Genomic DNA, 26,796 nt, shown 5'->3' on the forward strand with positions numbered 1-26,796 from the left:
AACAAAACTATGCAACAGAAATTAATTACTTTCATCGGTGGCGGAAATATGGCGCAAGCCATTGTGTTTGGTTTATTGAAACAGGGGTATCCTGCGCAAAAAATTACCGTTAGCGATCCGAATGCGGATAAATTGGCGTTGTTTGCTGAGCGTCAAGTGAATATTTCGCAAGATAATGTGCAAGCGGTACAAAATGCTGAAGTGGTGGTGTTAGCTGTGAAACCACAAGCTCTTGCGGAAGTGTGCCAGCCTTTAAGTGCGGTGGATTTTTCTGAAAAATTAGTGATCTCCATTGCGGCGGCAATTTCTGTGCAAAAACTTACCGCACTTTTGCCTAGCGCGCACCATATTATCCGCGTAATGCCGAATACGCCAGCCTTGGTATCGGAAGGAATGGCAGGCTTATTTGCGGAACACAATGTTCCAGCCGATCTCAAAGCCTTTGCACAAGATTTAATGAGTGCCGTAGGGCAAGTTTGCTGGGTGGAGCAAGAAGATGAAATGCACTTGATTACCGCCGGTTCTGGCAGCAGCCCTGCGTATTTCTTCTTATTTATGGAAGTGATGGAAAATGCTTTGAAAGCGCTTAATTTAGATGCACAAACCGCACGAATGTTGGTGCAACAATCCGCTCTTGGGGCGGCTAAAATGGTGCAACAACAGCCTGATATCGCCATTGCTACCTTGCGCGAAAATGTAACATCAAAAGGCGGCACAACGGCGGCAGCGCTAAATGTTTTTCAGCAACAACAATTATCCCAAACTGTACAGCAAGCCATTGAAGCCTGCGTGCAACGTTCACAAGAAATGGAAAAATTATTTTGATGAAAATCAGCCCTTTTAATTGGTTAGCCTTGAGCTTTTTCGGCTATTACTGCGCCTATGGCGTGTTTGTGCCATTTTTTCCTGCGTGGTTGAAATCGCAATCTTACAACGAAGAAATTATCGGCTTTATTATCGCCAGTTCTTATGTTTTCCGCTTTTTAGGTGGAATCGGCTTTTCCGCAATGATCAAAAAAGCAGGGCATTTGCTCAATGCCTTGCGCTATCTCGCTTGGGCAAGCTGTGGCGTAATGCTTTATATGAGCTTTGTGGCGGAAAGCTTCCCCTTGCTTTGCCTTGGTATAACCTTATTTGCGATGATTAATGCGGCAGGAATGCCGTTAAGCGACACCCTTGCGACAACTTGGCAACAGCAAATTCATTTGGATTATGGCAAAGCGCGATTGATCGGTTCCGCTGCCTTTGTGGTAGGCGTTACGCTGTTTGGCAATATTATTGGCTTTATTGGTGAGAATTATACGGTATGGATTTTAACCTCATTGTTAACCCTTTATGCTATAATGCAAATGACCACGCCGAAGATTTTGCCACAAGATACGCAGACAAGTGCGGTGGAAAATTCCGTTGGATTTTTGCAGTTATTAAAAAATAAATGTACGTTACGTTTAATTATTGCCATTTCTCTTATTCAAGGTTCGCACGCCGCTTATTATGCTTATAGCGTGCTGTATTGGCAAAGCATCGGCATTTCTGTGCAGACAACCAGTTTACTGTGGGGATTAAGCGTGGTGGCGGAAATTTTGCTCTTTTTCTTTTCCACCAAATTATTTCGTTTCTGGAAGGTCAGCACCCTGTTTTACTGCGCCGCCATCGCCTGTGTAGTGCGTTGGGGCGTGTTAGGCAGTGCGACAAGCCTTTGGCTAATTGCCTTAGTTCAATTATTGCACAGTTTGACTTTTGCTCTTGGTCATTACGCCATGGTGCGTTACATCACCACGCAACCGCAAAATGCCATGGCGAAATTGCAAGGCTTGTATAACGGCATTTCAGGTTCGGCGGTGATCGCCTTACTTACCGCATTGGCTGGCGTGTTATACCCAATTTCCCCACAAATGGCATTTACGTCAATGATGATTTTTGCCTTGATCGCGTTGCCGATTATTCCGCGTAAAGTGGAAGCCTTTTTAGTACGCCGAGTAGAATAGGACGTTGAATAGGATAAACAATGAAAGACAGCGCCTTAATCGATCTTTTTCTCAATGAACAATGGCTAGAAAAAGGGCTTTCGGAGAATACCATTCAATCCTACCGCTTGGATCTCAGTGCGGTAGCAAATTGGCTCGAAACGCAAAATCTCACCTTTGAAACCTTAGATGCCATTGATTTGCAAAGCTTTCTTGGTGAGCGATTGAACTTGGGCTACAAAGCGACAAGCACAGCAAGATTATTGAGCGCGTTGCGTAAATTCTTTCAATATTTATATCGGGAGAAATATCGCACAGATGACCCAAGTGCGGTGCTAACTTCGCCAAAATTGCCGAGCCGATTACCCAAATATCTCACCGAACAACAGGTTACGGATTTGCTCAACACCCCCTGCGTGGAAGTGCCGTTAGAATTACGTGATAAAGCAATGTTGGAATTGCTTTACGCCACAGGTTTACGGGTTACCGAGTTGGTTTCACTCGCCCTTGATAACATCAGTGTGCAACAAGGCGTGGTGCGTGTTATCGGCAAAGGCAACAAAGAACGCATTGTGCCAATGGGCGAAGAAGCCGCCTATTGGATCAAACAATTTATGCTTTATGGCCGAGCCGCATTGCTAGACGGACAGCCTTCTGATGTGCTATTTCCCAGTCGGCGCGGCACTCAAATGACTCGCCAAACCTTTTGGCATCGGATTAAACATTACGCCATTTTAGCGGATATTGACAGCGAAGCGCTCTCGCCTCACGTATTACGACACGCCTTTGCCACGCATCTAGTCAATCACGGTGCAGATCTCCGCGTGGTACAAATGCTCTTAGGGCACAGCGATCTCTCCACCACCCAAATCTATACCCACGTCGCCAAAGAACGCCTAAAACACCTACACGAAAGGTATCACCCAAGGGGGTAAAATTTGTAAAAAAACACCCGCGCTTTTAATTCAGAAAAATATAGCTAGCTTCTATTTCAATACGCTAGGTTGAATTTTGAAGTGCGGTTATTTTTTGAAGATTTTAAGAAGGACAAAGAAAATTACTTTAAGAATAAATCTCCCCAACTTCTCTTTACTAAAGATTGGCTTAAAAACAAGCGTACTATGAAATATGAAGGCGTATCATAATTTCTCCCCTTTAATCTATGAAAGGAAAAATTAAATTCCCGTGTAAATTGCCTTTATTTTTAACAAATTTTTAGAAAAGTAACGCCGAGCGAGAGCGAAGCGAACATCAGGCTTACTTTTCGTGAAGAAAATTTGTTAAAAATGAAGATTAGCAATTTAGTCGGGGGCTTTTTTCTTTGCCTACTTTCTTTTGAGCAAACAAAAGAAAGTAGGTCGCACAATGAGCGAAATCTGTTAGTTATTCCAAAGAAAAGTAATTAGCCAAATAACGATAGCGTAATTAAAAATATTTTAAATTTATGCCTAAATAAAATAATTAATCAATTTTTTCCTTAGGCAAAATCACCTTGTTATAAAAACTGCCATTGATTTGGGTTTTATGCAAATGATAAAGATGATATGCCTTAAATGCAGCGGCATCGGGTTGTTGTGGATTGTGCCAAAATTCTTCTAATGAGCCTTGGTGGGTTATATCTGGAATGTTGTAATGCGCGCGTCCTAGTGTAATCACGGGCATATTATGGATTAATGCGGATAAGCCGCTGGTGCTGTTAAGCGTTACCATTCCCTTGCCGTGGCGAAGTAACACAGGCATTGATATGTCATAGACATAAAACAAACGCCCTTGCAGTTCTGGGTGTTCTGAGAGATAACGCTGAATAACCTGTTTATAGCTGATAAATCCTCGATCCATTGGGTGATGTTTTACGATTAATTTTAGCGAAGTCGGGGCATTTTTTACAAAAGAATCTAACACATAGATCAAAAATTGTTCTACGCTATCGAAATCGCAATGTACCCTTACTTGGCTATCATCATAAACTTGCAGCGGTAAAATATAAAAATCACCTAATTTATTTTTCTTAATTTTACGAATGAAACATTGCTCTTTTATCCAATGACAAACACGCTTCATTCCTGAAATAAGCCATAATTTTATATAATAATTTAGATTATAGACTCGATGATGTTTATAATAAGGGAATTCTTTTTCTTTGTATCTGGAGATTACATAATATTGTGTAGCAAGTTTTGCCATTGGGAAAAAACCGTTTGCTACTGGAATTGGCTGAGAAATAGGGGGAAGTTCTTCAGCTTGCTTTAAAAAAAATTGCTTATCTCTTGGCAACGGTGAATAGGCATTTACGCCTTCTTTTTCTAAGGTAACATAGTGCGGACGAAAATAGCCTTCTTCAAATACCCAAAAGGCACACCCTAATTTTTTAGTTACTGCTTTTGCTATACGATGGTAACGGCGATTATCGCCAAAGCACACTATTGTATCAATGTTATGATCTTTGCAAAACTGTAATAAGAAAACATCGAAATATTCTAATTTGCTGTTGTAATCAAAAATAAATTGATTATGAAGTGCTGAGGGAAAAAATAATTTATCACCAGGGTTAAAATTTAATTTATAAACCGTTTTTTGCTGTGTTTCAGATAACCAATCCGCCAACTCTTTGAAAAAATGTCCAATAGGCCCTTGTAATAATAAAATCCGTTGTGAACTTGCTACTAACTCGTTTAAATTATTAACAATCATTTTGTTCCCTTAGGTATATAAATAGCTATTTCAGCCAAAAAGTGCGTACAAAGTAACAATATTTCCCTATTTTTTTGCTTAACCAACTCTTATATAAGCCCGTATCTTTCAATTGATTTTTTTGCTCCAACAATATCTTAACTGCGGTGCTTGCATTGGTTAATTGCATGGTATTAGGGTTAAGATAAAGTGGATAGTATAACAGAGTTCCTGCAATTAACTGCGCTAATGTTAATTTTCTTTTTCTACGTGGTAAGGCATAGGCATCAATCGTTAATCCCCAATGGGCATAAAAAGGTGAACCGTAACAATATACGGTTTTACCCCGCAATAGTGCTTCAAAGCCAGCTAAAGATGTCATTGTATGTACTTCATCGACTGCTTGAATGCAATCTAAAATATTCGCCTCAGTAACAATTTGATCTGCATAAATTAATGCTTGCTCTTGTGCTATGTTACCTTTTCGGTTACCACTTAATACATCTGGGTGTGGTTTATAAATAATGTAAGCATCAGGGTGAGTTTGTCTAACCTGCTGCAGCAAAGTGAGATTAGATTGACACTGTGGCGAACCAAAGCGAATAGAGGCATCATCTTCCACTTGCCCTGGCACTAAAAGGACTTTTTTCTCCGTATTTGGGCGAGCAAAGCCAGTAGATCCTACATTATATTTACCAATATTGGCTTGGATCAGCTGTTGCTGTATTTCTCGAGCTAAATCTTCATCTTTTTCTGAGAAAACCGTATTCTGCAAAATAGATTCTAGCTGCGAAGGTTGCTGCGGATTAAAATAAATTCCCAAAGGATCAACCACTAAAGAAAGTGGCGCAACAAGGTTTGAGCCTAATCCAACAGAGCGAATAAAGCCATCTTCCATTCTCCAAATCGGAATATTATTTTGTTCTGCATAAGCGATGAATTCAGGCTTGCCTTGCCCCCATAGCAATAACTTCGGATTCTCACGCAGTTGAATTTTTTTAAACTTGGTAAGAGAAGAAACAAAATGTAAACGGCAATTTGGTAAATGAAAAAAAGGTTTTAACACCGTTTTTTTCCACAAAGAAAGCCCAATGCAATAAAAATCGCCCACTAACACAGATTGCCAATGCTTAATCCAGCTTAAATAATGAATGACATCAAAAATATCACCTGTTTCACCAGTAAATGGATTAATGTAGCGGCTATACTGAAAATAAGCGACATAGAAAACTTCATTCAGCGATCGTGGCTTGCGGCGTTGTTGTGTGATCAGTTCAGCAACAAAAGGATGGCGATCATCAGTTAAGCCCCAGCCTGCAAACCAAGGTACGCCAAAAGTTACTACTTCTTTGCCTTGTAGCAATGCTTCAAATCCCATTTGTGAGGTAACGCAGTACACTTTATCCACCTGCGATAATAAGGTTGGTGGATTAATGTCTTGGCTAATAATGCTCACACGCGGTTGATCCAATAAATCCGTTAGATATCCCCGTTTCTTCCCTGCAATTACATCAGGGTGTGTTTTTACCCAAATTTCAGCATCGGGATTTTCTTGCAATGCCGCTTGCAACATCTGACGAAAACTATCTTCATCAGCCAAGCCATATTGCACCGCCATATCACCAAATGTTTGATCAATAACTAATACAGTTGGATTTTTATGTTCTGCGGCTACTGGCTCGCAAGGTGCGTGATTATACTTGGATAATTGCCATTCACGAATCAATGCCATTGCTTGATGAGATTGTTGCGCTTGCTCATCATTTAAGCTGCAACCAGCAATTAACTTTTCCAGTCGTGAAGGTTTTTCGGCTGCGTAGTAAATGCCCACATCGTCCACAACCAAAGAAAATGGTGGATATCCTTCAACCCCTAATCCGATAGAGCGAAGAAAGCCGTCTTCAATTAATATACATGTATAATTAAAGAAATTTCCTAGCCACTTAGCTCTTTTTCCAGAAAATTTTAATCCCCAACCAATAATATATTTCTTTTCAGTTAAATACTTTTCCTTTTCTAAAAAAGTAAATAGCTGCGGAATTTTCTTTATGGCAAAAGAAGGGATTAATAGGCTCATATTATGACAATCCAATTACATTTAAAATTTGTTGGATTCTATGTTCCCAAGTATGGTTTGCTAAAACGTAATCAGAGCCAGCTTTTGCTCTTTCCAGATCATCTTTATTTGGTCCATATTTTAAGCGAGCAAATAGTTCTTCCATTTCATCAGAATTATTTACTATGTGGCAATAATCGGAAAAGAGACGTTGCACAGATAGAGCAGGTGTAGTTACAGCGATCCCCCCACAAGCTAAAATTTCAACTAATCTGCGAGAAAACATAGTAGCTGAGTCAGTAATTGTATTTACGTTCAACGATACTAGATAATCTTTATAAACTTGAGCTGTTTGTTGATATTCTAGTGCAGGAAAAATATCCATATTAGGTAATATAGGGTAACGATAGTTAGGTGATTTTCGATCGGAATTACGATCAAATATAGTTAAGCCAAGACCAGTTTCAGATGCTGAATGAAATAATTGGTTTTGCCATTCTCTACGTAAGGGGTGGACATGATGGCTATAACTTCCAACAAAATTAGCTCGGTTATATTTAAAATTAAAACCAGTAAATGAGTGAAACTTAGGTTGTACAGCAAACATTAATGTATGCACTGAAGCATTTTCACCCATAATAGCCTTATATTTGGGAATACAATTTTCATCCACAGTAAAAACATGATCGAACAGCTTTGCACTATCAATAAAACGATCAAAATGGACACTGTCTTCTTTATTCCAGAAGACAGTGGGGATTCCTTTATCCTTCGCTTTTTCAACTAAACGTCGTAATGCATTATTATTGCGTTTTGGGTGATCAGGGTAAGAGGCTATCTTATATTTCCAGCGATTTTTATAGCCTTGCCAAGCTGATTCAACAAGTAATATTTGTGCAGATTTGAAAGAAAATCTGCTCCAAAAATTACAAGGATAAATTATTAAATCGATATCTTCACAGATTAATGATTGGGTAGTTAAAAGATCTCCCACGAAAATAATTTTTAACTGCACACAGCCCCCCATATGCTGAATATGCATAAATAAAATTTACTATGTTATACAACAAATCATAAAATTAAACATTCCATAGCAATCTTAACAAATGAACCCGTTACAAATAAATCAATAAGCTTAAATATGAAATAAGTTTCATTTTTTATCTAGAATACCCTTAACTAAACATTGACCTATTCAAGTTCTTCAAGTAAAAGATTGATCACAAGAAAATTTTCATCTTTATCTAGAAAGATCTCGATCGTATTACATTCCTGGAGAGATTTAAATGGTGTCTTTACAATCCATCCCCCATAAGGAATAGAATTTCTAATCACTCCTTTTTTGATAACGACATTTCCTGACTTATAGATTAGTTTGAGAATAAATTTATCATTTGAAATTAAAAGGAAACCTTCATGTTTTTCTATTTTATGCTCACTTGGTATTAAAAATCTTGCACATTTTTCTATATACCTAGAATCCTCTTCTACTCTGAAGCGATCTGTAATCAAAATATTATTTAAATGAGAAAATTGAACAGTTCTTTCAACATGATAAACATGATCTATAGTTACACTACCTTTAATAATTGTTAGATTACCTTCTTTATTAACAATCATATGAGATAAGATTCTACTTTTTTCAGAAGAACCATCTTGATATAAAGCAATAGGATAAAAATGATCATATTTATAATAAAATGCCCCTGAATGACCTCGCTGAGATTTCACTAAAACATTACAAGGATCCTTCCAATCATAGTTTAAAAAACCAGCATCTGTAATAATGGGTATTCCATCGTACCAATAGAAGATTGAAGTATCATCCGAATGCTTATGAGTCGTAGATGAATAACCACATTTCATAGAAAAATATCTACTTCTAAATCGTTTATGCTTTATTGAATAAAATCCACTATCTAAGGAATAAAACTCTGCATAATCTAATTGATTAGCCATCGTCTGAGAACTCAAATTACCATCTCCAAAAGGGGGTAGTGTCCCATTAGGCAATGCTATTAAGTCTAGAGTATGTTGGGCAATTTTCATAATATCATCTAGTTCATCAGCAATTACCGAATAGCGTGGTTCATATTCTTTAAGAAACAAAAGTTCACAAATTTGCTGCTTTAAAAATTTAATATAAAATTTTTGATATGCTGGAGTATTTTCATTACATAGACCATATGCATCAAAAGCGCTTTTGATAATTTCAATCAATCTTTTTGATGCTAAATTAATGATATTATTCTCCAATAACGGATCGATATTTAGAAATAGTGGAGTATGCAAAAGGGATGAAGCAAGCATCATTCCATGATTATTATTAGCTATATTACTAGGTTGTATAGCCCAGTCAATTAATGTTAAAAGTATACTTCTCGCTTTCTTTTTATTAAAAAATTTATTATCCTCTTGCACCAAAAAATAAGTTAGATTCCTTATTTGTTCTGCAACCAAGTGGTCTCTAGATGTCAAGGTATCAAAAATAATTTGACTCTCCTGACTATTAAGAAAATTATAATAAATATCAATAAAGTTATTTACAAATTCATAGTCATAATATTTATTAAAAATTATTCTTAGCCAAGATAGAGAATGATACCAAAGCATAGTACTTTGATATTGGGGGGTATCAATGGAACTAAACGTATCATTGATATTATTTGATAACTGGATATTTAACTTATTTGGGGTGATCGCCTCATAAACATTAGTAGAAACTGGTTTAATACTCCAACTAGGAATAATATCAGAATTTCTCAAGCTAATATATTCTGAATATTTACTTTTTGGTAATTTCATTTCATTCCTTAAATATAATATAAAGTTAAAATTGGATAAGTAATACTAAATTTGACTATAATCTGCAAGAGACCTGAGTCTTGATGCTAAACTAGAAAAGTTACGCGGGCTATGTTTTTTAGCCCATAAAATCAATTCATTCAACTCATCATTTAATACTAAAGATAATTCTGTCTTCCTAGAATTTAATATATCAATAGAATCTAAGATTTCTCTATCTAAGATCTTATCAAAATCCCACTCTGAAACTTTAGGTACCGTTGGCCTCTGATATCCTCTTGTCTCCTCAATATTCTGTACTATGTCTATCGCTGGAGATACTTTAATAATATCATGATTTGAGCGAGGTAAATGATAGATTGAATTAAAAATTCTCTCATCAGTTGGAGAATCAAATTCAAAATACGCAAGTTTATCATCGAAACAACGTATAACATCAAATAAAACACGACCTGTAACTTGTTCACTTAAAGGAAGAGAACGAGAAGCTTCTAATAATGATGGAGAAGTTGCTACATTAATAATATACATAGATTCATGTATAGATTGTCTTTGGCCAAAATGAAAACGATTCCTAAAATTCAAATAGTGCGCATCCAATTTATGTCCAATAGTGTTTCCAGGCAGAGTATTAAACGTTTCCAATAATGAATTAATATAACCTGGCACAAATTCATTTCCGAAGCGTTTATCTTTGAATTCATATAAAAGATTAGATAAGTAACTATCAGTGCTTAGTACAGTTGGATCAGCTGTATTAAATAGCATAGTTCTCCAATATTCTCTGTATAATTCCCCTCCTCCACCTAACATTCGGATACAGGGTATTCTAGATAAAGAATACATTGGACGAATATCAGATGGGGTTATCCAATGATACGTTCCAAATACTTGAGAGCGCCTTCTTTCCATATTTTGATCTGGCGTATATACAGAATACCCGATGGGTACAGGTCTATTTTGATAACTACCTCCATATTGTTTTACGAGGCCACTTGCTATATTTAAATCAGTGGTCAATCCAGGCGTGCTTGGATTAGCTATTGTGTTAAATACAACATCTCTTATCCTACCAGAGGCAACTAAAGCACCAAAAACAACTCTACTATCTCTACCCCCACTTAGATCAGCTATTACAGGGAAACCACTATCTAATAAAATATTTACATTATCTATTATTTCCTGAGCACCTTGTCGGATAAGTTGCCAGTATTCTTCTGGTGATTTCTCTTGAAAGTCACTTCTCAAATAAACTTGTTCTGTTTGAATCTTACCACCTATAATCTTTACTGCAGCTCCAGCTGGTAATAAACGAACCCCCTGAATTGGAGTGTCAAATGTATTCAGAGAGTAAGAAAATCCACCGTTATTATAAGTAGAAATCAAAGACAAAGGAATATCTACTTTATTAATCAATAGGAATAATAAATGCAGCCTATTAGAAATAAAACAATCTGAAAAATAAGTCACTCCCATTCCAAAAGGATCTGGCTGAACTAAAGCAGTATGGCTTGACAAGTCAACAAACACATAATTTCCAACACCATACTTGTTAGGTAGAGAATTTATGCGCCTCGGTCCAATATAGAAATCAGAATCCAATATGCCTAGCCCAGACAAAAAGCGATCACCTAACTGATTATTCCATACATAAGCAGTATAACCAATTTTTTTTATTTCGCTCGCTCCTAAAGCAACTAACGTATTTTTAATATATTCATTATTCTTTGTTGTGATTACAAAATCCACCCTAGAATCTGAATAAGGTATAAATCTTAATTTACTCATAAAATACCCTTTTTACGGTTAACAACAAAATGAGACTACACCAATCTTGCTAATTATTACTTTAGCATATTATATTAAATATAAATTTCATTGTTTAAATAAATCTTACCTTAGAATGCAAATCTAAAATGCCGATCTCCCTATTATCAACACTTCATTATACTATGCGCAGAATTTAGACCATAATAACATGATTTTACCAAAAAATGTAGAAATATATGATACGATGCCAAAGTTATAAATTTTCTATCTCCCTTATCACATTTACGATCCCTATTTTAATAAAATGTGCATTATTACCATATTTTAAATTATCTTAACTCTCACTTGCTTTTAAGTAAGTAAGTAAGTAAGAAATATATGTTACTGTATATTATTATCATAATAAAGATATAATATATTTTTCAATATATCATTCTTATCTTCCAGATTAGAAAAGATAATCTTATTATCGCTTATTTTACTAGTTGGGCTATTTTCTTCGATAAGAGCCATAATTTTAGTTTTACTTCCCAAATAGTCGCTAATTTTTGAGGGTAAATATGGATTATTTATTTTTAATTTTTTAGTAATAGCATCCATTACTAATAAGGCATCAAAATCATCACACAGCTTCAAGAAATCAAAGTATTCCACATAGGGATAAATAATAATTTTTTCTTTAATATTCTCTGAAACATTTTCCAATACAGCTTCAGGTTGTTGCTGCGTATAAACAATCAAACGAAGTTTTGATTGAATTTCATCAGGCAGCATCTCCCAAGCATCTAGAAATGGCTGAAAGCCTCGATTGGGATAAAACGAGCCAAAATAACCAATATAGAAATAATCTTTCTCTTTTTTCAATTGGGCTGATGATTGTTGATAAAAATCGCGAGGCAAGGTAGGCTGTGGCATAATCACTGCTTTACTGGCAATCGCTTCACGCATCTCTTCATCAGCATACGACAACATATAATCCAGTTGATTTTGATTAGTAAAAATTAATTCATCGGCGTAAAGATAAGGCAGCATTTCACACCAATAAAAGAGATTATCATTGGCTTGTGTGCTATTTTCGGGAAGCAAATGGTGCATACGCAACCACGCTAGCTCTAACGCTTCATACCTAATATTACCTGTTACATCCAACAAAAGGGGATCTGAAAATTCTGCCCCCCATTTTATTGTGGGGTATTTTGCTTTAATCAGTGCTGCGGCAAAATGTGATGCTGGCCACATGGCACGGCTATAAATCTTTTCATAAAGCGGTCTACGCGATAAAATCTTACCCATCTCAATAAAGGTTTGCTCTGCAAATTGTTGAATTCCTTTCCAATTTGAAAACGTTTGAGAGGCTTTTAGTTCAATCATTTTACCCACAAAAGGAGCAGAAATTTTTAGCAAGTTTTTATCTTGCAATCGAACCTTGTCCATGCTGTTATAAATAATATCAACAGGCTGATTCATCTCCCGCACTCGCTTACTCATCACCACACCTGATGTGTCAATATAAGGGGCATAGCAATAGGAAATGACCAATATTTTTGAAAACTTGGCATTAATATCACGAATAAATGCATTATCAACTTTATTTTGCTCAATAAGCTGCTGAAAAGCAGGATATTCTTGTGGATATGTATCTAGATAGCGTTTGATAAACCCAGCTTGTGCATTGATTTTGCTTTGAATAAAATTTGCAGTATAGGATACTTGAGCTTTCTCAAGCAGGGAAATTAAGTGCAAAATCACATCAAGCCGCTGCTTTACATTAAAATCAAACGATTCTTTCTGCCGTGAAACAGAATTATCACTTAATACACGCTTATATACTGCTTTGCTCAGATCATGAACCAAAGCAATATTTGGTTGAAAGCGGCTAATCAAATCAGACCAATACACAACATCTTCGCCACTTCGTAATTCGGGAAGATATGTAGTGGCCTTCACCATGTGGGCAGGCACTAATTTGCAAGCATTCATGGTAAGCGATGAAGAAACATCATTGTATTGAATAACTGCCTTATCTTCTGCTTTTGCAAGCTGTTGCGTGATGGCTGTGGGAATCGTTTCACCATGATTAGTTACGTCATCAACACCTGTTAATACCAATGAGTGATAATTGGCTTGGGCATATAGCGATGCAAGATAATCTTCACTAACAAAATCATCATCATCAATAAATGTAATGTAATTATATTGGGCTTCTCGAATGGCTAAATTACGTGCTTTGCTCACTCCTGCTTCTTCCAGTACAAATATACGCATATTAACTTCGGGATTTTTGCGCTTAATCTTCTCTAAAAGTTTTTTCGTACCATCTTGTGGGCCGTTTATTACCACAAGCAACTCATATAGTAAGGGAGACAAGGTTTGATGTAGTAATGATTCAATGCATTTACCAATGGTTTGTAAGCCTTGATAAGTCGGTATCACAACTGAAACACCTGCACTTAATTTTTCAATACCAATGGGTGCATTTAATTTGATGGCTGCTTCTTGATTATCCCATGTTTGCACATTAATATTGACGGTTTCGCAATCATGCGGCAACGCCAATAAAATTTGATCAACTTTTGATTCCTCAGTGTTTAAATATGCGTAATGTCTATTGAGCGATTGGCTAAATGGATAATCAATGCCAGATTCCAGTATTTTGTTCTCTTTGTCTTCAAAAGTAAATGAAACCAATGCTTGCTTGGGGGCTGGGCTTTGGCTTGATACATCAATTGATAATAGCACTTGGCTGATTCCATGTACTGGAATTGCAAAATCTATGCCTTTTCTATCTAAGGGCAACGCTTGTGCTTGGGAAGATGGGAGAAACTCTTTACCAAACAGCTTGTTATCCAACCATTGAAAGATGAGCTTTCGCTGATTCCATTGCAATAAACTCATCTGCGATGCCGCCGCGTCTGCTGCGTGATTGAAAACCAATTTCTGCCTGATTTTTTTATTTCGCTTCTCATGTATCAGGGTAGCAATCGTTTTTAGTAAGTGCTTCACCCCACCTTTTTCTTTAAAAGCGAAAATGATGGCATAGCCCAAACGAAAAGACATCGAATTGGCATAACTTTGCACCTTATCTTGAGCTTTAAGTTCCTTTACGGCCAAAACTTTGTTTTCTCGATCCGCTTCTTGATAAGCTTTTTTATAATAATTTAATTGCTCTTTTAAATTATTATTTTCAACACTTAACAAAGCATTTTTATTTTCTAAGCGAAAGTTTTTTTTATCTAATAATGAAATTTGATGTTTTAGTGAGGAAATCAGGCCGTCTGAACCATGATGGATTTTGCCCTGAATGGACACTAACTCACCACGAGAAGAAGCATACGGGTCATTAGCATGCTTCTTCGTAGCTTTTGGGTTGATTGAATATCTGATTTTTCTTTTGCTCATATCTAATTTTGTTGCTTATCTGAAATTAAACCAACCAAATTCCTTTTGTATCAACAATAGTAACATGCTCTGCAAAATGTGGTTTATCTTCCATAAATTCTTTATGGTTAACCAATAGCACAGCAACATCTGCTACTTGCTGGCTATCTTTATAATCTATCAAATGAATTTCTTTTTCACCATGATGCTCTGTACCCTCATGGTAATTAGGCTCAACGGCGAAAACTTGATTAGGGTAAAGCTCCATGAGTTTTTCCGTAATCATTAATGCTGGGCTTTCACGTAAATCATCAATATCAGGTTTAAATGCTAATCCATAACATACGATAGACAGATCATTAATAGCTCTACCAGTTCGTCTTGCAACTTTTTCTACTGACTCTTTCACTTGATTAATCACCCATTCAGGCTTACTATCATTTACTTCGCGAGCAGATTTCACCATTTTTGCTAGATCTGGTGTTTTATCAACAATAAACCAAGGATCTACAGCAATGCAATGTCCGCCCACTCCACAACCAGGCTGTAAAATATTAACTCTAGGGTGGCGATTTGCTAAAGAAATTAGTTCCCATACATTGATATTTAAGCGGTCTGAAATTAAAGAAAGTTCATTTGCAAAGGCAATATTTACATCGCGAAAGGCATTTTCTGTTAATTTACTCATTTCTGCGGTTCTGGCATTAGTTTTTACTAATTCACCTTGGACAAAGATTTTGTAAATTTCAATCGCTTTTTCTGAACAAATGTCTGTAATTCCACCAATGATTCGATCATTTTCTACAAGCTCTTTAATCACTTGTCCCGGTAATACACGTTCAGGACAGTAAGCTACATAGATATCAGGCTCATCATTATCTGATTCATGGGGGAATTTTAATTCAGGTCGAGCTTCCGATAGCCAATTAACTAGCTGTTCAGTTGTACCTACTGGAGAAGTTGATTCTAAAATAATAGTATCTCCTTTCTTTAAGACGGGAGCTAATGCTTTAGAAACGGCTTCAATATAGCTTAGATCAGGTTCATGATCACCTTTAAAGGGAGTTGGTACTGCAATAACAAACGCATCAGCAGGTTCCGGTTTAGTAGTTGCATATAGTTGCCCACTAGATACTGCTTTGGAGACAATCTCTTGCAGTCCTGGTTCCACGATATGGATTTGCCCCTGGTTAATTGTATCAACCGCATGTTGATTAACATCGACCCCAATTACTTTCGCACCATTAGTTGCAAACATAGCAGCGGCAGGTAGTCCAATATAACCTAAACCAATAACAGAAATAATTTTTTGACTCATATTTTTTTCCTTAATATTTTAATAATGTATTAACAATCTGCTTTGCCGATGTACCATCACCATATGGATTTTTTGCTTCTGACATACTTTGGTATTCTTTAGGATTATCCATTAACTTAGAGAATTCTTCAACAATGGAATCAATATTTGTTCCTACAAGCCTTACCGTGCCAGCTTCTACTGCCGCAGGACGTTCAGTAGTATCACGTAATACTAAAACTGGTTTTCCTAATGTAGGCGCTTCTTCTTGGATTCCACCAGAGTCACTCAGAATAATATGAGCATTTGACATTAGATAAGTGAAAGGTAAATATTCTTGAGGCTCAATAAGATGAATGTTTGGATGATCTGATAAAAATTCCTCAAAGGTATTACGTACAGCAGGATTTAAGTGTAGTGGTAGTACGAATTGTAGTTGTGGATATTTATCAGCTAGTAGGTGAATTGCTTTAGCTATATTTTTAATGCCATTACCATGATTTTCACGACGATGAGCCGTGATTAAAATCAGCTTAGATTGTTCATCATTCTTATTAACAAACGGAAACAAAGATTCCATTTGTGCTTTGATGTTTACATCGTTCAATTTTTCTCTAACTTCCAGTAATGCATCTATAACAGTATTACCTGTAACAAAGATTTTATTTTCATCAATGTTTTCCTTAAGAAGATTATTTTTGGAACCAACGGTTGGTGAAAAATGGAGAGTGGATAATACCGAGGTCAAACAGCGATTAGCTTCTTCTGGCCAAGGAGAGTATAAATTGCCAGTTCTTAGCCCTGCTTCAACATGACCGATCTTTATTCTTTTATAGAATGCCGCGAGACTTGTTGCAAAAGTTGTTGTTGTATCCCCATGAACAAGTACAAAATCAGGCTTAAAATCATCTAATATTGGAGATAGACCTTCAATAATAGATGTTGTGATTTGTTCTAATGTCTGCTTTTTCTGCATGACATCCAGATCATAATCAGGTTGGATATCAAATAAATTTAGTACTTGATCTAACATTTCCCTATGCTGTGCAGTTACACAAACTTTAGAAATGATATTTGAATGGCGCTTTAACTCATGCACCAATGGCGCCATTTTTATCGCTTCTGGCCTAGTTCCAAAGACTGTTAATACTTTCATGTAATTAAGGTTCCCCATGCTATTCTTCCAACAAAATTCCTGTATTTTATAGTAATGGAATTATTTTATCAATTCTATAAATTAGATTTATTTATGGTTAAAATGTTCTTCATATTAGTTAATGTCAAGATACAGCTTCAATCTCTCGTCTAATACGATTTTGTTTTGGATAGATGAGAAAAATGCGCCATAAATTATATTTATGTATTATACTAATATGACTGGCCATTTTTATTTCTCCTCACTATAGGAGATTTGTGGTGATAAATATCTTACATAAAGACTCTAAGGAAAACATATGCGTAAACATATTATTGCAGTCAGTTGCTGTTTGTTAGTGTCCTGCGCCAACTTACCCAATTCAGGCCCAGATAAAGGCAGCATTGAAAAAGTGGAACAGCAAAATACTAATGTCCCTACTGTTCAATTAATTAAGTTAGATGACAAGGTTGTAGGCGATACGCCTTTTCAAGTTCAATCTTTTAAACAGTTAGGTTCTTCTAAGCAACGTTACCAAGGTGTGGTAAGTTCTGGTGATTTGCTTGATATTACCCTTTGGGAAGCACCACCAGCGATTTTGTTTGGTAGTGTGTTAGATGAAAGTGGGGTTTCATCTAGTCAAAGCACTCGCTTGCCGGAGCAAATGGTCAGCAATAATGGACGCGTTACCATTCCATTTGTTGGTTCTTTGCGTGTAGCAGGAAAAACACCAGAGCAAATTCAAACTGATATTGTCAATCGTTTACAATCTATTGCGAATCAACCACAGGCGATTGTGCGTGTTGTAAAAAATAATTCTGCAAATGTAACGGTACTAACTAAATCATCAGCTGTGCGTATGCCTTTAACAACTTACGGTGAACGTGTATTAGATGCTGTAACCGCAGCAGGTGGTACAAGTGGAGAGTTACAAGATATTGCCGTGCAACTTACCCGAAATAACCAAGTAAAAACCATTTCTTTAGCAAAATTAGCACGCGAGCCGCAAGAGAATATTCTTTTGCGTTCTGGTGATGTCCTAAGCTTAATAAATAATCCACTTTCCTTTACTGCAATGGGAGCGGTAGGAAATAGTAAAGAAATTCGTTTTTCAGCAGAAGGTTTAACTTTAGCTGAAGCAATCGGTCGTTTAGGTGGATTAAATGATGATCGCGCAGATCCAAGAGGCGTATTTATCTTCCGTTACGTTCCATTTGAAGAAATGTCATTAAATAAACAAAATGAATGGCAAGCCAAGGGGTATCACAACGGAATGAAAATTCCGACAGTATATCAAGCGAATTTACTTGAACCTCAATCAATGTTTTGGATTCAACAATTTCCAATTAAAGATAAAGATATTGTTTATGTATCTAATGCACCATTAGCTGAATACCAAAAATTTATTCGTATGATCTTTGGAACAGTAAATCCAGCACTATCTACCATAAATAGTATTAATAAGATGTAGGTGTATAAAAAATGGAACAAAATATTGATCAGCCTATTGCAAGACGTAAGAAAAAATTGAATTTAAAGAAACTTAATCCACTATTGTGGATAACGGTGATTATTCCTACCTTCTGTTCGATTTTTTATTTTTCGATCTGGGCTTCAGATGTCTATATTTCTGAATCTAGCTTTATTGTGCGTTCTTCACGTAGTCAGGCTAGTTTAGGCGGAATGGGCGCATTATTGCAAAGTATCGGCTTTGCACGTTCTCAAGATGATACTTTCACGGTGCAAGAGTTTATGCGTTCTCGCAATGCCTTAAGCACCTTAGAAACTGATTTGCCGCTTAGAAAATATTATGACGAAGGGGATTTTTTCAGTCGTTTTGATCCACTAGGATTATTCGACTCCCAAGAAGCGTTCTATCAATATTTTCGCGATCACCTATCAATTAGCATTGATTCATTATCGGGTATTGCAACATTAAGGGTGCGTACTTTTGATGCGGCATCAGCGCAAGAAATTAATAATGCCTTGCTCAATCTCGCTGAGAAATTAGTGAATCAGCTTAATGATCGAGCGCGTAGGGATACCATTAAATTTGCAGAACAATCCGTTAATGAAGCAGAGAATCATTTAACTGAAACTTCTGTCGCGTTAAGCCAATATCGTGTTAAAAATGAAATTTTTGATGTGGCAAGCCAGTCAGAATCAGTTTTAACTTTGGTACAGAAATTACAAAATGAATTAATTTCCATTCAAACTCAGCTTGATCAAGTCAGAGCATTATCACCAAATAACCCTCAGGTTAAAGTGTTAAGAGCAAGACAAAAAAGTATTCGAGAAGAGTTATCACAGCAATTAGATGTGGTGTTTGAAGGGAAGAAATCTTTAACCACCCAATCTTCTGAGTATCAACGTTTGATTTTAGATGATACCTTAGCGAAACAGCAATTAACTGCAGCGATGTCCGCTTTGCAAAGCGCAAAAGAAGAAGCAGGCAGACAGCAGCTATATTTGGAAATTATTGCTAAGCCGAATCGTCCAGATTTAGCCTTAGAGCCGCATCGTTTATACAATATTTTGGCAACGTTAATTCTTGGCTTGGTGCTTTATGGTGTATTAACACTATTATTAGCAGGTGTGAGAGAGCATAAAAACTAATGCAGTATGGCGAACAAACTTCATTGCGAGAATCATTTCAAATTCAGTGGCGAGTGCTGAAAGCATTATTGTTACGCGAAATAATTACTCGTTATGGGCGTAAAAATTTAGGGTTCTTATGGCTATTTGTCGAACCCTTTATGATGACCCTTGTGATTGTATTAATGTGGCACTTTTTTAGGGCAGATAGGTTTTCTACACTAAATATTGTTGCTTTTGCGATCACAGGCTATCCCTTATTGATGATGTGGCGTAATGCCTCAAATAGAGCAATTGGTGCAATTGATGCTAATATGGCGTTGTTATATCACCGTAATGTTCGCCCTTTAGATACGCTTTTTTCTAGAATGACATTGGAAATTATGGGGGCGACCGTTGCACAGATTTTAATGCTTGCCTTTCTTGTGATAATCGGCTGGGTTGAAATGCCAAGCGATGTGCTATATATGCTTTTTGCTTGGTTCTTAATGGCGCTGTTTGCCATTGGTCTAGGTTTAATTATTTGCTCACTAGCTTATTATTTAGAATTTTTTGGCAAGATCTGGGGAACATTAACATTCTTGATGTTTCCTATTTCGGGCGCATTCTTTTTAGTAAGCAGTTTGCCTAGTAATGTGCAATCTATGCTGCTATGGTTTCCAATGATTCACGGTACAGAAATGTTTAGGCACGGTTATTTTGGTTCAAGCGTTGTAACAATGGAATCCCCTGGCTACCTTCTTACCTGTGATTTAATAATGCTTTTAATTGGATTATTAATGGTACGCAGTTTTAGTAATAGGATTAACGCAAGATGATCAGTGTAGAAAATGTTTATAAGAAATATCATACAAGAACAGGCCCAGTAACTGTTTTAAATGATATTAATTTTAAACTTGAGAAAGGGGAAAAAGTTGGCATCTTGGGACGCAACGGTGCAGGAAAATCAACCCTAATTCGTTTAATGAGTGGTGTCGAAGCGCCAACATCAGGCTCAATTCGCCGTGAAATGAGCATCTCTTGGCCACTCGCCTTTAGTGGCGCATTCCAAGGTAGTTTAACGGGAATGGACAATTTGCGCTTTATTTGTCGTATTTATAATGCCGATATTGACTATGTAAAAGCCTTTACCGAAGAGTTTTCAGAATTAGGCAATTATCTTTATGAGCCAGTGAAAAGCTATTCTTCGGGAATGAAAGCACGTTTAGCCTTTGCGTTATCCTTATCTGTAGAATTTGACTGCTATCTTATTGATGAAGTGATTGCCGTAGGGGATTCGCGATTTAGTGATAAATGTCGTTATGAACTTTTTGAAAAACGCAAAGATCGCTCTATTATTCTCGTTTCTCACAGCCCTTCGGCAATCCGTGAGTATTGTGATAATGCTAAGGTGTTAGAAAAAGGCAAATTATTAGATTTCCCTTCTATTGATGAAGCCTATAAATATTACAATCAACAATAATTAAAACTTTTCAAAAAAATAACCGCACTTTATAAAGTGCGGTCTTTTTTTATCAAATTTTATTCAATTCCAATCAGCTTGTGCGTTTGAATGCTCAACTGCCATTTCGGTTTATTTGGACGTTGGTTTAGCAAGCCTAATTGCGTGATGGTGTGGAGCAAATTCATTTCGCCGTTGTTTTCACAAGGGGAAAGGTAGTAATGCTGCGCTTGAATCTGGTTTTCGATTAACGCACAAAATTCTTGTACATCGGCATCTGCCACAATGCGTACTTCATTGGCTTGTGTAATGCAGCGTTGGCGATATTTTTGCGCATACTCTCGTTTTGGACTGGTGGCAATATAATCAATTTGTGCAGGAACGGGTTTTAATCCATTGGTTTCAATGGCAAGAAAATAGCCCTCTGTCTTAAGTTGATCAAGTAATAAGCTCAGCTGTGGCTGAATGGTGGGTTCGCCCCCCGTGATGATAATATTTTTCGCCGAAAATGACCGCACTTTAGCTAAGATTTGCTGTAATGACCACGGTTCAAAATCATTGTAAGGCGTATCGCACCAAGGACAGGCCAAGTTGCATTTGCCGAAGCGGATAAAAATGCTTGGCATGCCTGTATTTGCCCCTTCCCCTTGCAGGCTTTGGAAAATTTCTACAATGGGATAGCTTGGATTAGAAATCAATTCTGCCATTAATTTGCCTGCCATTAATTTTCCCGATATTCACAAAATGAAGTAGGCGTTTCCCATAAGCGAATGGCGCTAATCGGCAAGTGTGCGCTTAAGCGTTGAAAAATAAAACGTGCCATTTCTTCTGCGGTGGTGCGAGTAGGCATTGCAAAGGTTTTGGAATTGAGATCTTGCAATAGCCGTGCAATTTTACTTTCGCGCTCGCTGGTTTCATCATAAATAAAGGCGTGATCCATTGGGGTGAGAATCTGTTCTTTTACGATCTGTTTGAGATCAGAAAAATCCATCACCATTCCTTTTTTTGCCCCGCTGGCGTGCAGCTCCCCTTGCACTTCCACTTGTAATTTATAAGTGTGGCCGTGCAGGTTTTGGCATTTGCCATCGTGTCCATCCAACAAATGCGCCATATCAAAACTGAATTCTTTAGAAACTTTAAACATTTTGCACCGCACTTTTTTGTTTTAAATATTCGTCTAAACCTTTATTGCGTAATACGCAGCTTGGACATTCGCCACAACCGCCGTCCACGCCCTGATAACAAGTGTGCGTATGATTGCGAACATAATCCAGCGCACCTAGGCTATCTGCCAACGCCCAAGTTTGCGCTTTGGTGAGATACATCAACGGCGTGCGAAGATTAAAATTGTAATCCATCGCTAAATTCAGGGTAACGTTCATTGATTTGATGAACACATCACGGCAATCAGGGTAGCCACTGAAATCCGTTTCGCACACGCCAGTGATAATGTCAGAAATACCTTGCCCTTTGGCATAAATGGCGGTGTAAAGCAAAAATAAGGCGTTACGCCCGTCCACAAAGGTGTTTGGCAGCTCGTCTTTTTCTTGCTTGATTTCTGCATTTTCGTTCATTAGAGCATTTGAGGTGATTGCTTTAATCACAGAAGTATCAATGAAAGTTTGTTTTACCCCAAGATCTTGCGCGATCCATTTGGCTTTTTCTAATTCAATGGCGTGGCGCTGACCGTAATGAAAGGTTACGGTTTCCACATTTTCTACGCCATAATCGCCAATGGCTTGAATTAAGCAGGTAGTGGAATCTTGCCCACCAGAAAAGATAACAACCGCTTTGCGATTGTGATTTTTGAATGTTGTCATAAGATGTCCTAGTTTTTTTGCGTGGGAGGGTTGCGAACCACGGTTACAGCTGAATTTGATTCAGCCAACGAAATAAGGGCGGTATTGTACAATAAAGGCGGGCTTAGACAAAGAAAAAGCCCGCAAAAGTGCGGGCTAAAATGGAAAAGTTTTTAATGAAATGAATCTTTTAAGCGTTCCTCTGCACGGCGAGACTCACTTTTATGTTGCAATTTATTGAGTTGGCGTTCAAGTTTTTCTTCTACTTCATTAATTGCTTTATACATATCCTCCGATTCGCTACTTGCGAACAAATCACCAAATGGCGTGCCGATAGAAGCCTCCACCGCAAAGCCTTTTGGTACTTTATTTAAAATGAAATGAGGATTAATCAGTTGAGTTTGCCATTTTCCTAATTTAGCAAGTTTTTCTTCAATGTGAGCGCGGATTGCAGGGGTGATGTCCATTTGTTTACTTGTGATATTTAGAGTCATAGCATTTACCTCTCTTTTGATTGTAAGTATTTCTACTTGTGTGAAACCTTATGGCTACAACATAGCTCTGTTAGGCGAACTTTTCAAGGGCTTTATTGAAGAATAAAAAAGAAAAATGCAAATTTATGATCTAAGTAGAAGATTTGAAAAAAGATACTTTTATTTTATGAAAAAGTTGCTATCATTCAGGGGTTAGTGTTTCTGAACTCCTCCCTTTTAAGCAATAATTTTCCATTCTTTACATAATATTTGACTGAAGTGCAATCCGCTTCCTTTTTTATTTTAGATAAAAAAGCACAGTAAATGATCATTTTTACTGTGCCTAAAATAGCCGATGTCTATTTAACTTTTCCTAATCATCAGCATCTCGATGAGCAATGCTTAAACGTTGAAAATAGTTCCTAGTTTCTTCGAACACCACCTTGCGCAGACCAATTAGGGCGACAAGATTTGGGAATGCCATTAATCCGTTGACAATATCTGCCAAGATCCAAATAGTTTCAAGGTGAATAAACGCGCCACAGCCTACTAGCACAATAAAGATAAAACGGTAGAATTTTACTCCTTTTACCCCTGCTAAATAAACAAAACAGCGCTCGCCATAATAACACCAACCTAAAATCGTGGTGAATGCGAAGAATAATAATCCAAGGGTAACAATCGTTCCGCCCGCTGCTGTACCAAGTCCTTTGGAGAACGCAAGATTAGTTACCGCCGCCCCTGCTTCTGGCGCTTGCCACGCCCCAGTTAGCACAATCACAACGCCAGTCATCGTACAAACAATAAGCGTATCCAAAAACGTTCCTGTCATTGAAATCAAGCCCTGACGTGCAGGCTCTTTAGTTTGTGCTGCAGCCGCTGCAATAGGCGCGCTACCTAAACCTGATTCATTAGAGAAAATACCACGCGCCACGCCCGATTGAATGGCTTTCATTACGGTATAACCTAATGCACCGCCAAGTGCTGATTGCGGATTAAACGCACTTTCCACAATTAAACTGAGCGCTACAGGAACGTGTTTCCAATTTAAGATGATGATCACAATTGAAGTCAGCACATAAAGCATCGCCATAAACGGCACGACAATCGCTGCGACAGAAGAAATCCGCTTAATACCACCAAGAATAATTGAAGCAACAAGTAGCGTGATGATCGGCGCCATTATTTCCACAGGAATATGGAAAGTATCTTGCATCGCGTGCGTGATAGCTTGCACTTGTGGAAATGTACCAATGCCGAAAAATGCCACCAAAATCCCGCAAATGGCAAACATTTTTGCTAGCCATTTGATGCCTAACCCACGTTCAATGTAGTACATCGGGCCGCCAGCAATAAATCCGCGTTTATCAATAATGCGATATTTCACCGCCAATAAACATTCTGCATATTTGGTCGCCATACCAAACAACGCCACTAGCCACATCCAAAAAATTGCGCCCGGGCCGCCAGCTTGTACGGCGGTTGCCACCCCAACAATATTTCCTGTTCCAATGGTGGCTGCCAAAGCAGTGCTTAAGGCGGCGAAAGCAGACACATCGCCCTTGCCATTTTGTGCGCCTTTTTCTTTTCTAAATAAATAAGTTAAGGCTCTTGGCAATTGAAAAATTTGAATAAAACCTAAACGAAAGGTGAAATAAAGCCCTACGCCAGATAATAAAATTAACAGTGGCGGGCCCCAAATAAATGAATTAACTGATGATAATAATTCAGTGATTGACATTGAATGTTCCTCGTAAAAAATCTCGGTTTACAAGGAGGCGAAAAGAGTTTGGCGAATAGAAAAAAGACAACGCGAAGCCTCGCGTTATATCACCTGAAATAATCTCTTGCCCCTGTCCTTTTGCCTGAGCGTTTGAAAAACGATGAAAATTTCACCGCTCTTTTGCGCCTTCGGCGTCCATTTTGCAAATGCAATGGATCTCTCCAAGGGTTCGTCCAGTAACAGTCCTCGCTAACTTAATAGCACCTGAAAGATTTTACCTCGTCGGTGCAGGGTTAATTCCCTACTCTCCAGCTACCTTCATCCGAACATACTTTTGTAAAAAAGTGCGGTGGATTTTAGCAAGATAATTTTAATTTCTCAATCCTTTTAAAAAAATCGGGGGAATGTCTAAGAAAATGGACAAGAAAATAGATAGGCAACAGACAGACAATTGCTGCAACGGCGTTTTAATCGCCCACCGTTGCTAGACAAAATATAGGTTTTTCGATCAATTATTTAAGGGAATTAATGCGCTTCACGCTGCAATTTTTTAGCAATATAGCTACAACTTGGCACTAAATTTAATTGATGTTCTCGCACAAATTGCACTAAGGCCTGATAAAGTTTATCCGCCACACCTTGCCCGCGTAAACTCTCTGAAACATAAGTATGATTAGCATTAATGCTATGTGCATCAATAAAATAATAAGTGAGTTTTGCCACTTTTTGCCCTTGTTCATCAAGGACAAAAAACTCGCCATCTTGTGGATTTTGTTGATGTTGAATATTCATTTTTTCCTTTGCTTGCTTTCTTAAATAACGTTCTTTTAGCTAGCCACGCCAATCTTCGCCAAAATGCTCATTCGTGGCGAAATCTGCGGTTTCACAGGGAATGGCTTTTTCTTCATTTGCCCATTCACCTAAATCAATTAGCTGGCAACGCTTGCTACAAAAAGGACGATACTGGCTTGCCGCCGTCCAAGGCACGGCTTTTTGACACACAGGACAAGGCACTTCAAAAATTTCTTCACCCATTGGTTTTCTCTTTTTCCTTTGCAAGTTGTAAATATTGGTGGTGCAATTCTAACACTTTTTGCTGCAAATAAGGCAGATTTTGGCTTAATTCTGGTTCGTTATCCATCACATCATCGGCGACTGATAAGCGTTTTTCTCGGCTAACTTGCGATGCCATAATATTTTTAATCAAGGTAATTTTGTTTTGATCTCGCTTCGATGCGCGCAATAACTGAGTTTCTGGCAGCACATCAACTACTAACACGCGATCACAAAATTCCATCAGATCATTTTCGATCAACAACGGTACAACCCACAACACATAAGGCGCTTGGCTTTGCGCAAGCTGATGTAACATTTCACGCCGAATGGCAGGGTGAAGCAAATTATTTAACCACACTTTTTCTTGAGGGCGTTCAAACACAATTTGACGCAAGGCTTGGCGATTTAACTCGCCTGAATCTAGCAAAATAGTTTCGCCAAAATGCGCTGCAATTTCCACTAACAACGGCGTTCCTTTCGCCACCACTTCTCTTGCCACAATATCCGCATCAATAATTTCCGCCCCTAACTCGGCAAATAAATCCACAATGGTGCTTTTTCCACTGCCAATGCCGCCTGTTACGCCAACGATATAACTCATTTTTCCTACCTTTATTTATTTTGCTAGAAA

Annotated in this window: 23 protein-coding genes and 2 riboswitches; of the genes, 7 read left to right on the forward strand and 16 right to left on the reverse strand. The window is 37.6% G+C overall.

Annotated elements, in window-relative coordinates:
• Positions 1-9 precede the first annotated feature (9 nt).
• Genes proC through xerD form a run of 3 tightly spaced genes read left to right on the forward strand, consistent with a single transcriptional unit; the run spans position 10 to position 2,902 of the window.
• A complete protein-coding gene (proC, locus tag C3007_RS04610; RefSeq protein ID WP_103853321.1) occupies positions 10-825 on the forward strand; it encodes a pyrroline-5-carboxylate reductase in 816 nt (271 codons plus the stop codon).
• A complete protein-coding gene (locus C3007_RS04615; RefSeq protein ID WP_103853322.1) occupies positions 825-1,988 on the forward strand; it encodes a 3-phenylpropionate MFS transporter in 1,164 nt (387 codons plus the stop codon). Before proC ends, C3007_RS04615 begins: the two co-directional genes overlap by 1 nt.
• 20 nt (positions 1,989-2,008) lie before the next feature.
• Positions 2,009-2,902 (forward strand): site-specific tyrosine recombinase XerD, encoded by an 894-nt coding sequence (xerD, locus tag C3007_RS04620; protein ID WP_103853323.1) that lies wholly within the window; start codon positions 2,009-2,011, stop codon positions 2,900-2,902.
• A gap of 526 nt (positions 2,903-3,428) precedes the next feature.
• Here the strand turns inward: xerD and C3007_RS04625 are convergent.
• The 8 genes from C3007_RS04625 to wecB form a co-directional block, all read right to left on the reverse strand.
• Positions 3,429-4,658, reverse strand: a complete 1,230-nt coding sequence (locus C3007_RS04625) for a capsule biosynthesis protein (protein ID WP_103853324.1) — start codon at positions 4,656-4,658, stop codon at positions 3,429-3,431.
• A gap of 25 nt (positions 4,659-4,683) precedes the next feature.
• Positions 4,684-6,714 carry a capsular polysaccharide biosynthesis protein gene (locus C3007_RS04630; protein ID WP_103853325.1) on the reverse strand — a complete coding sequence of 677 codons (2,031 nt, stop codon included), beginning with the start codon at positions 6,712-6,714 and terminating at the stop codon, positions 4,684-4,686.
• Between the two features lies 1 nt (position 6,715).
• The gene (locus C3007_RS04635) at positions 6,716-7,708 is read right to left on the reverse strand and encodes a CgeB family protein (protein ID WP_243397663.1); all 993 of its coding nucleotides are present in this window, start codon (positions 7,706-7,708) and stop codon (positions 6,716-6,718) included.
• Between the two features lie 176 nt (positions 7,709-7,884).
• Positions 7,885-9,498, reverse strand: a complete 1,614-nt coding sequence (locus C3007_RS04640; RefSeq protein WP_103853326.1) for a heparinase II/III family protein — start codon at positions 9,496-9,498, stop codon at positions 7,885-7,887.
• 45 nt (positions 9,499-9,543) lie between these two features.
• On the reverse strand, positions 9,544-11,286 hold the full coding sequence (locus tag C3007_RS04645; RefSeq protein WP_103853327.1) for a hypothetical protein: 1,743 nt from the start codon (positions 11,284-11,286) through the stop codon (positions 9,544-9,546).
• A gap of 363 nt (positions 11,287-11,649) precedes the next feature.
• Positions 11,650-14,667 carry a glycosyltransferase gene (locus tag C3007_RS04650; RefSeq protein WP_103853328.1) on the reverse strand — a complete coding sequence of 1,006 codons (3,018 nt, stop codon included), beginning with the start codon at positions 14,665-14,667 and terminating at the stop codon, positions 11,650-11,652.
• Positions 14,668-14,692: 25 nt separating this feature from the next.
• On the reverse strand, positions 14,693-15,964 hold the full coding sequence (wecC, locus tag C3007_RS04655; RefSeq protein ID WP_103853329.1) for a UDP-N-acetyl-D-mannosamine dehydrogenase: 1,272 nt from the start codon (positions 15,962-15,964) through the stop codon (positions 14,693-14,695).
• Between the two features lie 10 nt (positions 15,965-15,974).
• The gene (gene wecB, locus C3007_RS04660) at positions 15,975-17,099 is read right to left on the reverse strand and encodes a non-hydrolyzing UDP-N-acetylglucosamine 2-epimerase (RefSeq protein ID WP_103853468.1); all 1,125 of its coding nucleotides are present in this window, start codon (positions 17,097-17,099) and stop codon (positions 15,975-15,977) included.
• 298 nt (positions 17,100-17,397) lie between these two features.
• Between wecB and C3007_RS04665 the strand changes: the two genes are divergently transcribed.
• Genes C3007_RS04665 through C3007_RS04680 form a run of 4 tightly spaced genes read left to right on the forward strand, consistent with a single transcriptional unit; the run spans position 17,398 to position 21,135 of the window.
• On the forward strand, positions 17,398-18,549 hold the full coding sequence (locus C3007_RS04665) for a polysaccharide biosynthesis/export family protein (RefSeq protein ID WP_103853330.1): 1,152 nt from the start codon (positions 17,398-17,400) through the stop codon (positions 18,547-18,549).
• 11 nt (positions 18,550-18,560) lie between these two features.
• On the forward strand, positions 18,561-19,694 hold the full coding sequence (locus C3007_RS04670; protein ID WP_103853331.1) for a capsule biosynthesis protein: 1,134 nt from the start codon (positions 18,561-18,563) through the stop codon (positions 19,692-19,694).
• Positions 19,694-20,491: an ABC transporter permease gene (locus C3007_RS04675; RefSeq protein ID WP_103853332.1), complete on the forward strand. Its 798-nt coding sequence runs from the start codon at positions 19,694-19,696 to the stop codon at positions 20,489-20,491. The genes C3007_RS04670 and C3007_RS04675 overlap by 1 nt, the downstream gene beginning before the upstream one ends.
• Positions 20,488-21,135 carry an ABC transporter ATP-binding protein gene (locus C3007_RS04680; RefSeq protein ID WP_103853333.1) on the forward strand — a complete coding sequence of 216 codons (648 nt, stop codon included), beginning with the start codon at positions 20,488-20,490 and terminating at the stop codon, positions 21,133-21,135. Before C3007_RS04675 ends, C3007_RS04680 begins: the two co-directional genes overlap by 4 nt.
• Positions 21,136-21,194: 59 nt before the next feature.
• On the opposite strand, the gene C3007_RS04685 is transcribed toward C3007_RS04680, so the two are convergent.
• The 8 genes from C3007_RS04685 to coaE all read right to left on the reverse strand — a co-directional run bounded on the left by C3007_RS04685 (position 21,195) and on the right by coaE (position 26,766).
• Positions 21,195-21,821 (reverse strand): 7-carboxy-7-deazaguanine synthase QueE, encoded by a 627-nt coding sequence (locus tag C3007_RS04685; RefSeq protein ID WP_103853469.1) that lies wholly within the window; start codon positions 21,819-21,821, stop codon positions 21,195-21,197.
• 14 nt (positions 21,822-21,835) lie between these two features.
• Positions 21,836-22,258: a 6-carboxytetrahydropterin synthase QueD gene (gene queD, locus C3007_RS04690; RefSeq protein ID WP_103853334.1), complete on the reverse strand. Its 423-nt coding sequence runs from the start codon at positions 22,256-22,258 to the stop codon at positions 21,836-21,838.
• Entirely contained in the window at positions 22,251-22,934 is a 684-nt protein-coding gene (queC, locus tag C3007_RS04695; RefSeq protein WP_103853335.1) for a 7-cyano-7-deazaguanine synthase QueC, read from the reverse strand. Before queC ends, queD begins: the two co-directional genes overlap by 8 nt.
• A gap of 2 nt (positions 22,935-22,936) precedes the next feature.
• A riboswitch (PreQ1 riboswitch) is annotated at positions 22,937-22,981 on the reverse strand.
• Between the two features lie 105 nt (positions 22,982-23,086).
• Complete coding sequence (hpf, locus tag C3007_RS04700; RefSeq protein WP_103853336.1) at positions 23,087-23,407, reverse strand: ribosome hibernation-promoting factor, HPF/YfiA family; 321 nt, start codon at positions 23,405-23,407, stop codon at positions 23,087-23,089.
• 352 nt (positions 23,408-23,759) lie between these two features.
• Complete coding sequence (locus C3007_RS04705; protein ID WP_103853337.1) at positions 23,760-25,127, reverse strand: alanine/glycine:cation symporter family protein; 1,368 nt, start codon at positions 25,125-25,127, stop codon at positions 23,760-23,762.
• Positions 25,128-25,229: 102 nt separating this feature from the next.
• Positions 25,230-25,344, reverse strand: a riboswitch (glycine riboswitch).
• Positions 25,345-25,634: 290 nt separating this feature from the next.
• Positions 25,635-25,901, reverse strand: a complete 267-nt coding sequence (locus C3007_RS04710) for a GNAT family N-acetyltransferase (protein WP_103853338.1) — start codon at positions 25,899-25,901, stop codon at positions 25,635-25,637.
• Between the two features lie 39 nt (positions 25,902-25,940).
• Entirely contained in the window at positions 25,941-26,144 is a 204-nt protein-coding gene (gene yacG / locus C3007_RS04715; RefSeq protein ID WP_103853339.1) for a DNA gyrase inhibitor YacG, read from the reverse strand.
• Positions 26,137-26,766, reverse strand: coding sequence for a dephospho-CoA kinase (gene coaE, locus C3007_RS04720; RefSeq protein WP_103853340.1), 630 nt, complete (start codon positions 26,764-26,766; stop codon positions 26,137-26,139). Before coaE ends, yacG begins: the two co-directional genes overlap by 8 nt.
• Positions 26,767-26,796 lie beyond the last annotated feature (30 nt).

The sequence above is a fragment of the Avibacterium gallinarum genome (assembly GCF_002921135.1).
Taxonomy (GTDB): Bacteria; Pseudomonadota; Gammaproteobacteria; order Enterobacterales; family Pasteurellaceae; genus Avibacterium; species Avibacterium gallinarum.